Source organism: Massilia sp. (genome assembly GCF_032106685.1).
In the GTDB taxonomy this organism is placed as follows: Bacteria; Pseudomonadota; Gammaproteobacteria; order Burkholderiales; family Burkholderiaceae_D; genus Telluria.
In genome coordinates, this window is the sequence record NZ_DAMCPG010000004.1 from 141,921 (window position 1) to 155,369 (window position 13,449).

Genomic DNA, 13,449 nt, shown 5'->3' on the forward strand with positions numbered 1-13,449 from the left:
GCAGGGGGGAAGCCGGCCCGCGTTCAGTTCAACGTGACAGTTTGCCCGGCGACAGTGACCGTACGAACGGTGCCGGACGCGGCGACCTGCACCGCCGGGCGCTTGCAGCCGACGTCGAGCAGCACCAGGAACTCGGCGACCGACTTGCCGTCGTTCGGCAGGTAGAAGGCGCCGTGGTCCTCGACCACGTTGGGCTTGGCGCCCGGGCCGATCCACTTGGCGAATTTGGCGTCGACATTGAGCGAACGCACGCAAACCGACTGGCCGCCCGCCGCGATCTTGACCGCGCTCGGGCTTTCCACCGTCATGATCACCGGAGCGTGCAGGTTGAACTCGTAGGTATGCGGCACGCTTGCTCCCAACCGGTCGCGCACCAGGATCGCATTGCCGGCATTGCGCAGGTGCCAGACCTGGCGCTTGGCCATCGTCAGCTGGCCGCCGTAGGACGGCGTCGCATCGCCTTCGGCATAGTCGTAGCTCGGCTGGGCCGCATAGGCGGTGATCCTGCCGTTGCGCTGCAGCTGCTCGCGGTAGCCGGTCACCAGCTGGCCCTTGCCGCCGTCGAAGGTGATCGCATTCTGCGAGCGGGTCTGGTGGTACCAGTCGGTCCAGTAGGGCGAGCCGTACCAGTCGTACCAGCCGGCCTTCACCAAGAGCGGCTGGCTGGCCACCGACAGCAGCAGGCCGTTCTGGTCGCCGTGGCTATGGTTGAAGGAGCCGTAGGGGCTGGACTTGAAGTACAGCGAGCTGCGCGAGGTCGATCCGATATCGCTGTGCATCGAGACCCAGCCGGTGCTCGGATAGTAGGCGGTGCTCGACGGCGGCAGCTGGACCCTGGTGTCGGCCACCGGCATCGGGTAAGGCGCCTGCAGCAGCGACAGCGTGTCCTCGGTGCCGCCGAGCCTGGCCACATACCAGGCGGCGCGCGGCGAGACCATGCGCGAGCCGAAGGCGTGGAACACGCGGGTGTCGGGCCTGGTCTCGGAACCGTCGCCGAAGGCGTGCACCTTCGAGCCCGGCGGCGTGAACTGGATGGCGAAATCGAGGAAGCCCAGGGCCCAGGGCTTGGCGTAGAAGTTCACGCCCGTGGCCTGGGTCAGCGGGTCCCACAGCGACACCAGGTAGCCGGCCGCGTATTCGGCATAGGCGGTGCCGTTGGCGAAGCCGCCTTCCGGGCCGGCCCAGGGCGACGGCGCGTTGGCGTAGGCGCGGAACGAGAAGTCGAACCATTTCTGCGCCTCGGGAATGTCGCCCAGCGACAGCGAGGAGATCAGGACCAGGAACACGAGGCTGGTGTTGCCGTGCGAGTCGAACGGATATTGGTCGAGGCGCCCGTTGTCGCCGGCCAGGTTGCGGTAGATTTCCTCGGTGCGCACGCGCACGGTCTCCAGCCACTTGGCCTTGCGGGTGGCGTCGAGATCGCCCGCCAGGCTGTCGATGACCTTGATCAGGGACACCGAGATCTGGCGCGTGGCCTGGTCCTGGTTGGCGTAGCTGGTCGGGCCGGCCGGATTCAGGCTCGCCAGCTGGTCGCCCTTGCGCAGCGCTTCGTTCAGGAACAGCGGATCGCGCTTCATGCGCCACATGATCGCGGCGGCTTCCAGCTGGCGGCTCGCCTCGTTGATGCGCTGGCGGATGTCGGTCTGCTGCGCGGCCATGGCGGCGGTCAGCGGCGTCGCGATCGCGACCGGCCAGCGGGCGTCGTTCAGGACCGGCAGCGCATTGATCTGCAGCTTGATCTCGTTCGTCATGCGGCTGACGTAAGGGTCGAGTTCGGCCTTCTTGCCGGCGCTCCAGGTCGAGTACGGCGTGAACGAGGGCGGCAGCGCGCGCGGGCGCGGCTTGGCGGCGATGCGCTTGCGCAGGGTATCGTTGTCGGGCACCTCGAAGACGGTCGAGCGCGTGGCCAGCTGGAAGCTGCGCGGGGTCGACCATTCGCTGCTGTTGATCGGGCGCACGCGCCAGGTATAGCTGCCCAGTGGCAGGGCCTTGCTCGGCAGGTACCAGTTGCGTTCGACGACGGCCTTGATCGGCGTTCCGCCGACAGGCGTGATCTCGATTTCGTAGGCGGCCGGCCCGGTCGGGTGGCGCGCCCAGGTGAAGCCCGGCGGGTTCTGGGCCTGGATGGCGTTGTTGGTCGGCCCGGGCTGGACGACCAGCGGATCGGTCGACTGGGCCCAGTCCGCACGCGCGTTCAGCGACAGCGCACACAGGGATGCCAGGGCGAGGGCCTGCAACAGGCCCTGTCGGTTGAATTTCATGAGTGATGCTCCGAGACGTGGGATGACTTTCCGGGGATGGCCGCCTGGGGGCGGCGGCCTGGTCTTGCATGCGACAGGCACCTGGGAACAAGTGTCGATCGAGACGAACTGATGTTACCTCACCAAGAAATTGAACAGAGGCAACTTTTTCCCAAAAATCATCATTTTTTTGATTGCATCGCAGAAATCCAACGCCGGAACATTAAGCTTGTTTTACCTGCATTTTCACTCCTGTAATAACTGTGTCGTGTTCGCAAAGACGTTCCGTTATTTTTGTTTTCGCGCAGTCAAGTCATGCGTTCAGCGCGCAACGCCCGCATGCGCTTCAGGTAACGCAAGCAATAGATCGCGAACGCCAGCGGCGCCCTGCCCATGTAGCGGCGCCGCACCGCGAACTCTTCCCGACGCGCCAGGGTCTTGTTGCTCGAAGAGACGCTGCCCGGATGGTCGCGAAACACCGCCAGCGGCCGTTCGATCTGCGCCGGCGCCATGCGTGCGCCCAGGCGCAGCCAGAGGTCGATATCCATCGCATAGCGCAGGCCCTCGTCGAACATGCCGACCTGGGCGAAGACCGCGCGCCGCAGGAACACCGCTGGATGCGCGATCGCCGCCCGCCCCGACACATAGGCGCGGTAGCTGAACGGATGCATCGGATGCGGCGCCAGCAGGCGGCCGCCCTTCAGCACCTGCACCTGGCCGACCACCCAGGCGGCGCCGGTCTCGTCGAAGCGGCGCGCCACCTGTTCCAGCACGTCGGGCGCGGCGTAGTAGTCGTCGGAATGCAGGTGGGTGACGAATTCGCCGCGCGCCGCCAGGATGCCCTGGTTCATGGCGCGGCCGATGCCGCCGCCGACGTCGCGCAGCACGCGTTTCGGCACCGGATGGGCATCGACCAGCGCCAGCGTGCCGTCAACCGAGCCGCCGTCGACGAAGACGTGTTCGATGTCGCGGCAGGACTGGGCGCGCACCGAGGCCAGCGTGTCGCCTAGCGTGGCGGCGCTGTTCCAGGTGCAGGTGACGATCGAGAAGCGCGGTTCATTCGGCATACAGCTCCACCAGGCGCGGAAGGATGAGGTTGGCGTCGGCGCCGAAGGCGGCGGGAAGCGGCCGCCGCCGGGGCGCGCAGGCGAGTTCGGCGCGCAGACGCTCCACCAGTTCCGGCATCGTCGCGGCCAGCTGCAGCTGGCCCGGATAGCGTTCATAGGCCGCCAGTTCCGGCGTGCCGCCGCGCGCCAGCGCCAGGCAGGGCCGGCACAGCGCCAGCGCCTCCAGCACGGTGGTGCTGCAGGCTTCCTCGCAGACCGAGGGCACGACGCACACGTGGGCGCCGGCGGCCAGGGCCAGCGCCTCCGGATAGTCCTGCCAGCCGAGGAAACGCACCTGCCGCCCGGCATGGCGTTTCGCCAACGCCGCGCGTTCCGGACCGTCGCCGGCGACCAGCACCTGCGCGCCTTCCGGCAGGCGGCCGGCGCAGGCGCGCAGGAACTCGCCGACACCCTTGCCGGCATCGACGCGGCCGACCAGCGCCACCTGCCCTGCCCGCGGCGCCGGCGCGGCCGCCGCGGCGGCGGCCAGGCGCGGGTAGTCGACGAAGTTCGGGATCACCCGGCAGCGCGACAGGTCGGCATGCGGCACGGCGCGCAGGAACTGGCGCTGCAGGAAGTGCGAGACGAACACGGTCTTGTGCAGGGCAAAGGCGCGCGCGCTGTCCTGGCGGTAGCCCTGCACGGCGATCGCCGTCACCGTCCTGCGCAGGGTGCCGGCGCTGGCGCAGATGCAGGCCGAGCAATCGTGCGGCGCCACCGTGGTGCAGACCGCGCCCTCGCGAAAGCGCAGGTGGGTCAGGCATTCGCTGCCCTGGTCGTGGCGGGTCTGCACGTAATTGATGCGGGCGGCCACGTGCAGGCCGACCATGGGCAGGTGACCGTGGTAATGCACGACGTCGGCGTCCGCGGCGTGGCGGTCGATGGCCGCGCCGACCTTGCGCGCGAAGAACGGACGCTTGAGCGGATTGAAGACACCGAGCTGGCTTTCCTTCCAGCCGGGATGGGCGTAGTCGAAGCCCGGCACGAACTCGCCCTGGAAACCGATCTGGCCGGCGCCGCCTGCGCCGCGGTCGTTGCGGCCGAGGATGCGCACCGCATGCCCGCGCGCGAGCAAGGCGTTGCCGAGCGTGACCACGTGCTTGCCGAGGCCGCCGATCTGCTCGCCCGGCAGGTCTTCCGACACCAGCAGGATACGCACTAGCCTCCCCCCAGCGCCTTGACGCGCGCCCAGGCCCAGCGCCGGTCGTCGCGTTCGACCACGAACAGCATGCCCGCCAGCCCCAGCAGGGCCAGCGTGGAGACGAGGATCAGCGCGAAGTCGAGCGCGCCACGGTGGAACCAGTGTTCGGCCAGGCTTGCCGCCAGCGCCACCCCGGCGGCGCCCGCCATCCCGGGCCAGTAGGCCCGGGTGCACAGGCGCAGGAGCGAAGTCGGCACCGTGCGCCCATGCACGTAGGCCAGGAAAGCCAGCGTGAACAGGATCGATGCGCCCAGGTGGCCCCAGGCCGCGCCGGCGATGCCCCACCCCGCCACGCCCGCGTAGACGATCGCCACCCCGGCCAGCGCGCGCGTCACCGCGAACAGGCCGGTCACGCGCGGATGCCCCATGCCGTCGTTCACCAGCGACGGCAGGCTGGTGAGCGAGTCGACGAACTGCGACAGCGCCATCAGCGCCAGCACGGCGGCGCCGCTCCGCGCGAACTGCTCGTCCATCCAGTAGGCCAGCAGCGGATAGGCGAACACGGCCAGCAGCACCAGCATGGCGGCGTTCAGGTAGACCACGTAGCGGGTCGCCTTCAGGTAGCCGTGGTCGAGGCGCGCCAGTTCGCCGCCGGCGGCCAGCATGCTCGCCGCCGGGAAGAACACGCTCGACAGGCGGAAGGTCAGGCCCAGCACCCGGTTGGCGAGCGTGGCGGCGACCGTGAAGTACGCCAGTCCGGTCACGCCGACCAGGGCGCCGATGATCAGCTTGTCGGCGTGAGCATAGGACAGCGCGGCGAAGCGCGACAGGAAGGAATAGGCCGAAAAGCCCAGGATGCCGGAGCGCAGGCTCGATTGCGGCCAGCGCCAGCGCAGGCCGGGCAACAGCAATCGGATGCCGCGCCACAGCAGCAGGCAATGCAGGGCGCTGGCCAGCACCCGCAGCGCGATGACCTCGACCAGGCCATGCCCGAGCGCCAGGACGCCGACCGTGGCCAGGGGCACCAGCGTGCCGAACGCCATCTCCAGGCGCGCCGACACGTCGAAGCGCATCAGGGCCTGGGGCACGCTGTTCAGGTAGCTCTGCAACTGGCCGAAGAAGAAGCCGAGCGCCGCCCATTCCAGGCTGACCACGGCCTCGCCGGCCAGGCGCGGCGGCACCGTGAAGACCTGCGCGACGAAGAACTGCGCGCCGAAGAACAGGCCGAGGCCGCCCGCCAGGCCGATCAGCGCGTAGACGGCGCTGCCGAAGCACAGCGTCTCGGCGATGCGCTCGGGCTCGGCGCGCGCATGCTGGGCCGCGATGTACTTCACCGAACCGGCGGTGACGTTGATGTCGATGACGGCGAAGTAGCCGACGATGGCGGTGACCAGCGCGTACACGCCGTAGTTGGCTTCACCCAGGCCGGCCACGATCAGGGGAACGGTGGCCAGCGCCGCCAGCGCCGGCACGGCGGCGCCGAGCAGGTTCGACCAGGCGTTGCGGAACAGGCGCAATTCCATGATTCTGTTCACGCCGGCAGCGGATGGGCGCGGAAGCGCGGCCGCGGCGTACGCGCGGGCGCCGTTGCGGCGGCACTGGCCGCCAGCGCGACGTAGGGCAAGGCCATGGCGAAGGCCAGCATCTGGGTGGTGCGCACCTGCGGGAAAGGCGTACCGATCAGCACGTCGGGAATCATGAAGGCCAGCGCCGCGGCGCCGGCCGTTCCCAGCGGCAGCAGCTCGGGCGGCAGCGTGCGCAAGGCGCGGCGCGCGGCGAGCACGAAGGCGCAGATGGTGCCGGCCAGCAGCGCGATCCCGGGCAGGCCGCACTTGAGGGCGACGTGCAGCACGCCGCTGTGCAGGAACAGTCCGCCGTCCGGATTGGCCTGCCAGGTGATCTGCTCGTAGCCGGAATAGCGGCCCCAGGAGCCGATGCCGGTGAAAGGCCGCGCCAGGATGTCGTCCAGCACCAGCTTGAGTTCGAGCACACGCTCGCTCTCGGGGCCGAAGCGGCGCGACTGCATGTCGTAGAACAGGCCGCTGCCGCCGCGGGTCTGGCCGAGCCGGCGCAGGGCCGCGTAGGCGAGCGCCGAGCCGACCAGCGGCAGCGCGACCAGCGCCAGCTGCAGCCGGCGCCGCGGCGGGAAGCGCAGCATCAGGACGGCCAGGCCGAGCATGAAGCCGAACCAGGCGCTGCGCCGGTAGGACAGGACGATGCAGGCGGCGGTGGCGCCGAGCGTGACCCACTCGAGCACGCGCCAGGGCGCGGCGCGGCGCGCCTGGTCCGGCTGGAACAGCTGCACGGCGGCGATCGCGAAGGCAAGCATGCACAGGAGGCTGTCGTTGATGTCGAAGAAGGTCAGGCGGATCCGGATCGCGTTCATGTTCGCGTAGATGTTGTTCGGATCGCCGCCGAAGGCCGCCCAACGCCCGAGGCCGAACAGCGCGCGCCCCAGTCCGGCCAGCATGACGAAACGCGCCAGCTCGAGCGCATGCTCGCGCGTACGGAAGGAGAGCAGCACCAGCCCGACCAGTGGGCCCATCCAGACGATGTTCGAGAAGCCGGAAGGCGCCAGCGCATCCTTCAGCTCGACGCCGGCGACGAAGGCGGCGCCGGCGTGCGCCGCCAGCAGCACGGTCCAAGCCCAGAACCAGGGGCGCAGGTTGCAGGGCGGCGCTCCCGCAGGCGCCCCACCCAGCCGCGCGCCCTGCCCCATCCTTTGCCCGAAGCCGGCCGCCACGCGCGCGCAGCACCAGGCGCCCAGCACGTACCACAGCACCAGCGGGAAGAACAGCATGCCGGAACCGCGGCTGTAGATGCCGGGCGAGGCGAACACGGACAGGCTGCCGTAGCTGGTCGAATTCATCCAGAAGAAAATGCACAGGTAGGGATAGACGAGCAGGCGCGGCCACACCAGCCCGAGCCCGATGCCGAGCACCGCAAGCACGGCCAGCAGCACGACGACGATGAAGGGCAGCGAAGTGAACAGGTACTGCAGCAGGGTGTCGCTCATCGCAGCCAGCCGGTCAGGTCGCCGCGCCCTGGGCGCCGATCAGGCGCGCGCGGTCGCGTGCCGCCAGGGCGGCGAGCAGCTCGGCCACGAAGCGGTCCTGCAGCGCGTAGGCGCCGGCCTCGTCGGTGCCGATGCTCGACACGCGCACCAGCATGCCGTCCGGGATCTCGCCCGACAGGCCATAGGCCAGGCGCCGCAGTTTCTGCTCGATGCCGGAGCGGGTCGCCTTGTCGCCGATCGTGATCCAGTAGGTGATCGGCTCGTTGCGCTGCTGCTGGCGCGCCACCAGGCGCTTGACCGGCAGCACGCCATAGGGCGTGGCCAGGCCGCCGGCGCCGTCGCGCACCAGCTGGAAGCCCTGGGCGACGTAGCAGACCTCGGGCAGGTGCAGCTGCAGCGCCTTGCTCTGGTCGCCGCCGTAGGCGATCGACAGCATCACGCGCCGCCCGGTGCCGTCGATGTAGGTGCGCGACAGGGTCTGGTCGTAGAGCTTGCGCAGCAGCCCCTGCTGCTCGGGGTCCGGAGTGAGCGGCACCACGCCGGGGTCGACCCGCCAGGCGCCGAAGCGTTGCGGGATCATGGTCTCGAGCCGGAACGGCGCCTGCGCCTGCGCCACCTTGACGGTGGGCGTGAGCGCGCCGGTCAGGGCCGAGGCGCCGGCCATCGCGGCGCCGAGCAGCGCGCTGGCGAGGAAGCGCCGGTTCATGCCGCCTCCCTCGCCTGCCGGCGGCGCCCGGCATACCATTGCAGGCCCGAGTCCACCGCCAGGATCAGGACCAGGGCGGTCAGGAACAGCACCATGCCGGCGAAGCCGTGCAGGAAGCCCTGGCCGGCGGCGTCGCCCAGGTAATAGGTGACCAGGGTCAGCACGATCACGCGAATCACGTTGGCCGAGAACGAAATCGGGATGATCAGGATCGCGAGGCCGATGTTGCGAAACGCCGAAGGGTGGCGCATCAGGTTCAGGTAGAACAGGCCGAGTGCTTCGAGCGTGAGCAGGGTCTGCAGGCCGGCGCAGGCGTCCGCCACCAGCAGCTGGTATTGCCCGATCTGCACGATCACGCCGGAGCGGGCGATCGGGTAGCCGGCCGCGAACAGGATGTGTTCGGTGGCCCAGGACACCGCCATCTTCATCGGCATGGTGACGGCGGCCACGAACTCGCTCGGCAGCGGCACCATGAACAGCATGAAGAAAAACGGGAACCACAGCACGCGCAGGGCGCGCCCGCCCAGCTTGGCCAGCACGATGGCCGCCAGCACCACGATGATGGAGCCGATCTCGAACATCAATATGTGCTGCGAACGCCCCAGCAGGTGCAGCGCCAGGCCGAGCGCCAGCAGCGGCCAGCCCATCCAGCCCGGCCTGGCCGGCGCGGCCTGCACTTCCGGCCACTTGCGGTAGATCAGCCACAAGGCCAGGCCGAAGATCATCGGCCCGTGCGCCTGCTCCTCACCGATCCAGGCGCCGGTGAACAGCGACACCATGGTGGGCAGGAACAGCGCGGCCAGGCCGAGCATCACCGGCCACCACTCGGGCAGCGCGGCGCGTAATTCGGCACGCAGGCTTGAGCGCAACGGCGCGCCCGCCGCCGCGCCGGGCGCGGCCTGCGGCGACGGGCCGGGGCGCACCTGGGCCGTCATCAGAACTCCATCACGACGGCGCCGACGACCTCGGCGCCGCCTTCGGCCAATTGCTCGGCCATGCGGGCGAGCTGGGCCACCCGGGTATGGTCCTTGCGCACCGCCAGCAGCACGCCGCCGGCGCGGCCGGCCACCGCCAGCGCGTCGGCGCCGGCGCCGAACGGCGCCAGGTCGTAGAGCACGACGTCGTAGCGGCCCGCCAGCGATGCGTCGAGGCCGAGGAAGGCGTCGCGGCTGAGCAGCTCCTGCGGATTCGGCGGCAGCGTCCCGGCCGGCAGCACCGAGAGATCGACGAAGCCGGGCACGCGCGCCACGACATCGAGGTCGGCGCGCCCGGCCAGCAGGTCGGACAGGCCCTGGCGCGGGCGTAATCCGAACACCTCGTGCTGGCGCGGCGTGCGCAGGTTGGTGTCGACCAGCAGGGTCTGCTCGCCGAGCTGGGAAAACACCACCGCCAGGTTGGCCGCGAACAGCGCGGCGCCGTCCTCGGGATCGGCGCCGAGCACGCCGAGCGCGCGCCGGCCGCACGCGAACCAGCGCAGCATCAGCTGGCTGCGGATCGCGCGCAGCGATTCGACCTGGGGCGAGAACGGATCGTAGGCGGCCACCAGCCGCGGCGACAGGTGCGCCTGCCCTTTCGGCAGGTAGGGATAGGCGAACTGGCGCGCCAGCGCTTCCTGGACGTCGCCTTCGCTTACCAGGCCCAGGCGCACCGCGGCCTCGCCGAAGCGAATGCCGAGGTCCTTCTGCATGCGCAGCGCACGTTCGGCGCCTTCCGGCGTGAGCTTGCCGGCACCCTGCAGCAGCGTGCCCATGTTCGATTCGGCGGCCTCGGCCGCATCGACCAGTTCGGCGGAATCGGCCGGCAGCGACGACAGGATCGGGGAATTCATGGAGCCTCCTGGTTCAGGCGCAGCAGGCGGCGCGGCGCCATCAGCGCGCGCAGGCCGCCGCGCGGACGCGCCGCTTGCCAGGCAATCGTGCCGAGCACGGGAATACCGAGCAGTTCCTGGACATCGGCACTGGAGCGCACCGGGCGGTTGAGCAGTTCGAGCAGCAGCGCCGCGCCGACCGCGAGCACGGTACCGAGCAACACCGCCATCAGGGTGTTGAGCAGGACCCGCGGACCGGAAGGCTCGCTCGGCGCGACCGCCGGATTGAGCACGGCGATGTCGGACTGTTCGGATTGGGCCTCGATGCGGGTCTGGGAGAAGCGCTGGCTGGCGGCGTCGAAAGCGCGCTGGGCGCTGTCGAGGTCCTTCAGCAGCACGCCGAGCTCGTCGCGGGTGCGGTTCAGGTCGAGCACGCGCGTCTTCTGCGCCGCCAGCGCCGCCCGCAATTCCTCCTCGCGCTGGCGCAGCACCTGGGCATTGCCGCCGACGCTGCGCGACACCGTGGCCAGCGCCCCGTTCAGGTCCGCGCGCATCCTGGCCACTTCGGCGCTGGCGGCCTGCCAGCTCGGGTGATTGCGCCCGTAGCGCGATGCGCTTTCGGCCAGCTTGGCTTCGGCCGCGGACAGCGCCACGTGCAAATTCTGAATCAGGGGATTGTTGGTCACGTCCGGCGAGTGGGCGTTGCCGCTCCCGGCCATGCGTTCGCGCGAGGTCGCTTCCAGCGCCATCGCCTGGGCCGCCACCAGTTGCGAGGACAGGTCATTCAGGCGCGCCAGCTCGACGTCGACGCGGTTGTTGTCGAGGCTGACGATGCCCTTCTCCTGCTGGTACTTGGACAGGCGCGCCTGCGCCGTCTCGACGTTGTCGCGCAGCTGTCGGGTCTGCTCGTTGAAGTAGGCCGAGGCCTTCTTCATCGGGTCGGTCTTCAGGCGCACGCTGGCGTTCTGGTATTCCTCGGCAAAGGCGTTCGCCACCGCCGCCACGAAGGCCGGGTCGGCGCCCTTGAAACTGATTTCCACCACGCTCGACTCGCGCGAAGGCTTGATGTCGAGCTTGCGCAGCAGCAGGTCGGCGAGCCAGTCGCGCACGCTGCCGCGTCCCTCGGTCGCGTCCTGGAACTGGGCGATGACGGTCGGATTGGTCGCCAGGCGCAGGCGGTCGACCACGCGCAGCGCCACGTTCTTGCTGCTGATGATGTCGATCTGGGTCGCCATGTAGCCGGGCAGCAGCTGGCCGGGCATGGTCAGCCCGGTCAGCGGATCGACCCCCTTGTAGTTCAAGAGCACCGAGGTGGTGGCGGTATAGGTCTTGCTCTGGACCAGGCTCCAGCCCAGCGCCAGCAGGATCGTGGCCAGCAGCGTCGACAGGATGAGCTTGCGGCGGGCGCGCAGCAGCAGGAAGAACTGGTGCAGGTTCATGGCGGGCTCCGATGCTTTCTGCTTGATTGCTTAGAACCAGCTTTCGCGCACCGTGATGACGTCGTCGACCTGGACCGGGTCGGTGGCGCGCGCCTCGATGGTGACCGGATTGCCGGACGCGTCGCGGCGCGTGATGCGCAGGCGGGTGTCGCTGCCGCGCGGGGTCAGTCCTCCGCCGGCCGAGATCGCCTGCTGCACCGTCATGCCGCGCTCCAGGCGAAAGGCCCCGGGCCGCTGCACTTCGCCGGTGACGTAGGCGCGCGGCGCCCGCTCGACGTAGATGATGTCGCCGCCGGCCACCTCGTAGTCCTTGTCCAGCTCGCCCTTGCGCACCATGTCGACGACGTCGATGGTTTCGCGCGTGGTCTTGCCGTCGCGCGTGCGCACCAGGCTGATCAGGTCGCCGCCGTCGGCGTTGACGCCGCCGGCCATCGCCAGCAGGTCGAGCACCTTGCGCCGTCCCTCGACCGGGTAGCGCCCTGGGCGGTTGACCTGGCCCAGCACCGACACCTGCTGGCTGGCCAGGGTCGTGATGATCATGTTGACCTCGGCCTTCTTCAGGTAGCCTCCCTTCTCCAGCAGGTTGCCGATCTTCTTCTCGGCGGCGGCCACCGACAGGCCGCCGACGCCGACCTGGCCGAGCAGCGGGAAGGTGATGGCGCCGCTTTCGCTGACGCGCGTCTCGATCGACAGGTCGGGACTGCCGTAGACCGACAGGCGCACGACGTCGCCCGGCCCGAGCAGGACTTCGGCGGCGCCGGCGACCCCGGCGCCCACCGCCAGCACGGCCGCCGCCATCCAGTGTGCAAGTGGTTTCATCGTCCCTCCTCCTGTTGCCATCGATGGTAAGGATTCATTTCAGGCCGGCGACGCCGCGGTCGACCGCGGCATGGTCGGGCGCGCCCGCGGAGTCGTCGCCGGCCGGGGCGCCGGGCGAGGTGCCGGACGAGGTGCTGGACGAAGTGCTGGACGATGCAGGGCCGGCGCCTTCCTGCCCCGGTTGCGCCGCAGCGCCCTGCTGTCCGGACGCCGCGCCGGCGGCATGTCCATCCTGACCGCCCGGTTCCCCGGACGCACCCGCGGCCGGCGCCGTCATGCTGGCCGGCGCCGCCTGCGCGCCGAGCGCCAGGTCCTTGTTCAGGTACTCGATCCTGGCCTGCTGGCGCAGGCGCGCGACCTCGGCGGCGGCCAGTTCCTTGCTCTTGCTGCTCATCAGGTACTTTTCGATCTGGGCTCCCGCCACCTCCAGCGATACGGGCGCCTCGCGCACCTCGGCGACCGCCAGCAGCATGGCGCGCTCGCCCTCGCGCACGCTGAACAGCTGGCCTTTCGGCATCCCCAGCAGTTTCTTCGACAGCTCGGGGTTGAGCTCGGACGTGCTGCGCGTGAGCTCGGCCCGCCCGTACTTGACCTGGTGGGCGTCCAGCCACACCGCCACCTCCTCCAGCGAACGGGCGGCGTCGGCGGCGGCGCGCGCCTCCGGCGTCAGGTCCCTGGCGGCCAGGACCAGCTGGTCCATGCGGAACTGCTTGCGCCTGGCGAAGAACTCGGGATGCTTGTTGAAATACTCCTCGACCTCGGCCGCCGTGGGGCGCGCGAGATTGGCCAGGCGCCGCTGCATGTAGGCCTGGGCGACGATCAGCGAGCGCGCCCGCTCGATCGCCTGCAGCACCTTGGGATCGCGGTCGAGCTTTTCCTGCACCGCCGCATGTTCGAGCAGTTGGCGGTCGATCAGCGCCTGCAGCAGCTGCTTGCTCGCTTCCTGCTGGCGCGAGGCCGGCACGCCGGCGCGCTGGATCTCCTCGTTCAGCTGGAGCACGGTGATCTCCTCGCCGTTCACGCTGGCGAGGGCCTGGCCGGGCTTGGCTTCCCTGGCGCTGTCGCCGCATCCGGCCAGCGCCGCCGCCAGCAGCGCGGCCAGCACCGCTGCAGGAACGATGCCGGCCCCCATCGGTGCCGCGCCTACCTGGTACGAGTTCTTCAAGATGGCTCCT

At 69.9% G+C, this 13,449-nt stretch carries 11 protein-coding genes; all 11 read right to left on the reverse strand.

Annotated features, from left to right (window positions below):
- Window positions 1-23: 23 nt before the first annotated feature.
- The gene (locus RT688_RS04445) at window positions 24-2,261 is read right to left on the reverse strand and encodes a DUF4962 domain-containing protein (RefSeq protein ID WP_313703638.1); all 2,238 of its coding nucleotides are present in this window, start codon (window positions 2,259-2,261) and stop codon (window positions 24-26) included.
- A gap of 287 nt (window positions 2,262-2,548) precedes the next feature.
- Entirely contained in the window at window positions 2,549-3,307 is a 759-nt protein-coding gene (locus RT688_RS04450; protein ID WP_313703639.1) for a glycosyltransferase, read from the reverse strand.
- Window positions 3,297-4,505 carry a glycosyltransferase family 4 protein gene (locus RT688_RS04455; protein ID WP_313703640.1) on the reverse strand — a complete coding sequence of 403 codons (1,209 nt, stop codon included), beginning with the start codon at window positions 4,503-4,505 and terminating at the stop codon, window positions 3,297-3,299. Before RT688_RS04455 ends, RT688_RS04450 begins: the two co-directional genes overlap by 11 nt.
- Complete coding sequence (locus RT688_RS04460; protein ID WP_313703641.1) at window positions 4,505-6,010, reverse strand: oligosaccharide flippase family protein; 1,506 nt, start codon at window positions 6,008-6,010, stop codon at window positions 4,505-4,507. The genes RT688_RS04455 and RT688_RS04460 overlap by 1 nt, the downstream gene beginning before the upstream one ends.
- 8 nt (window positions 6,011-6,018) lie before the next feature.
- Window positions 6,019-7,503, reverse strand: coding sequence for an O-antigen ligase family protein (locus tag RT688_RS04465; RefSeq protein ID WP_313703642.1), 1,485 nt, complete (start codon window positions 7,501-7,503; stop codon window positions 6,019-6,021).
- Window positions 7,504-7,516: 13 nt separating this feature from the next.
- On the reverse strand, window positions 7,517-8,209 hold the full coding sequence (epsI, locus tag RT688_RS04470; RefSeq protein WP_313703644.1) for an exosortase-associated protein EpsI, B-type: 693 nt from the start codon (window positions 8,207-8,209) through the stop codon (window positions 7,517-7,519).
- On the reverse strand, window positions 8,206-9,144 hold the full coding sequence (gene xrtB, locus RT688_RS04475) for an exosortase B (protein WP_409521879.1): 939 nt from the start codon (window positions 9,142-9,144) through the stop codon (window positions 8,206-8,208). Before xrtB ends, epsI begins: the two co-directional genes overlap by 4 nt.
- The gene (gene epsG, locus RT688_RS04480) at window positions 9,144-10,037 is read right to left on the reverse strand and encodes a chain length determinant protein tyrosine kinase EpsG (protein WP_409521880.1); all 894 of its coding nucleotides are present in this window, start codon (window positions 10,035-10,037) and stop codon (window positions 9,144-9,146) included. Before epsG ends, xrtB begins: the two co-directional genes overlap by 1 nt.
- Window positions 10,034-11,455, reverse strand: coding sequence for a chain length determinant protein EpsF (epsF, locus tag RT688_RS04485; protein WP_313703645.1), 1,422 nt, complete (start codon window positions 11,453-11,455; stop codon window positions 10,034-10,036). The genes epsG and epsF overlap by 4 nt, the downstream gene beginning before the upstream one ends.
- 30 nt (window positions 11,456-11,485) lie before the next feature.
- Window positions 11,486-12,274, reverse strand: a complete 789-nt coding sequence (gene epsE / locus RT688_RS04490) for a polysaccharide export protein EpsE (protein WP_313703646.1) — start codon at window positions 12,272-12,274, stop codon at window positions 11,486-11,488.
- 34 nt (window positions 12,275-12,308) lie between these two features.
- A complete protein-coding gene (locus RT688_RS04495; protein WP_313703647.1) occupies window positions 12,309-13,439 on the reverse strand; it encodes an EpsD family peptidyl-prolyl cis-trans isomerase in 1,131 nt (376 codons plus the stop codon).
- Between the last annotated feature and the right edge of the window lie 10 nt (window positions 13,440-13,449).

Coding starts and splice junctions, on each gene's coding strand:
- epsF (WP_313703645.1), bottom strand. CDS start 11,455: ATGAACCTGCACCAGTTCTTCCTGCTGCTGCGCGCCCGCCGCAAGCTC.
- RT688_RS04445 (WP_313703638.1), bottom strand. CDS start 2,261: ATGAAATTCAACCGACAGGGCCTGTTGCAGGCCCTCGCCCTGGCATCC.
- xrtB (WP_409521879.1), bottom strand. CDS start 9,144: ATGACGGCCCAGGTGCGCCCCGGCCCGTCGCCGCAGGCCGCGCCCGGC.
- epsI (WP_313703644.1), bottom strand. CDS start 8,209: ATGAACCGGCGCTTCCTCGCCAGCGCGCTGCTCGGCGCCGCGATGGCC.
- epsG (WP_409521880.1), bottom strand. CDS start 10,037: ATGAATTCCCCGATCCTGTCGTCGCTGCCGGCCGATTCCGCCGAACTG.
- RT688_RS04465 (WP_313703642.1), bottom strand. CDS start 7,503: ATGAGCGACACCCTGCTGCAGTACCTGTTCACTTCGCTGCCCTTCATC.
- RT688_RS04450 (WP_313703639.1), bottom strand. CDS start 3,307: ATGCCGAATGAACCGCGCTTCTCGATCGTCACCTGCACCTGGAACAGC.
- RT688_RS04460 (WP_313703641.1), bottom strand. CDS start 6,010: ATGGAATTGCGCCTGTTCCGCAACGCCTGGTCGAACCTGCTCGGCGCC.
- epsE (WP_313703646.1), bottom strand. CDS start 12,274: ATGAAACCACTTGCACACTGGATGGCGGCGGCCGTGCTGGCGGTGGGC.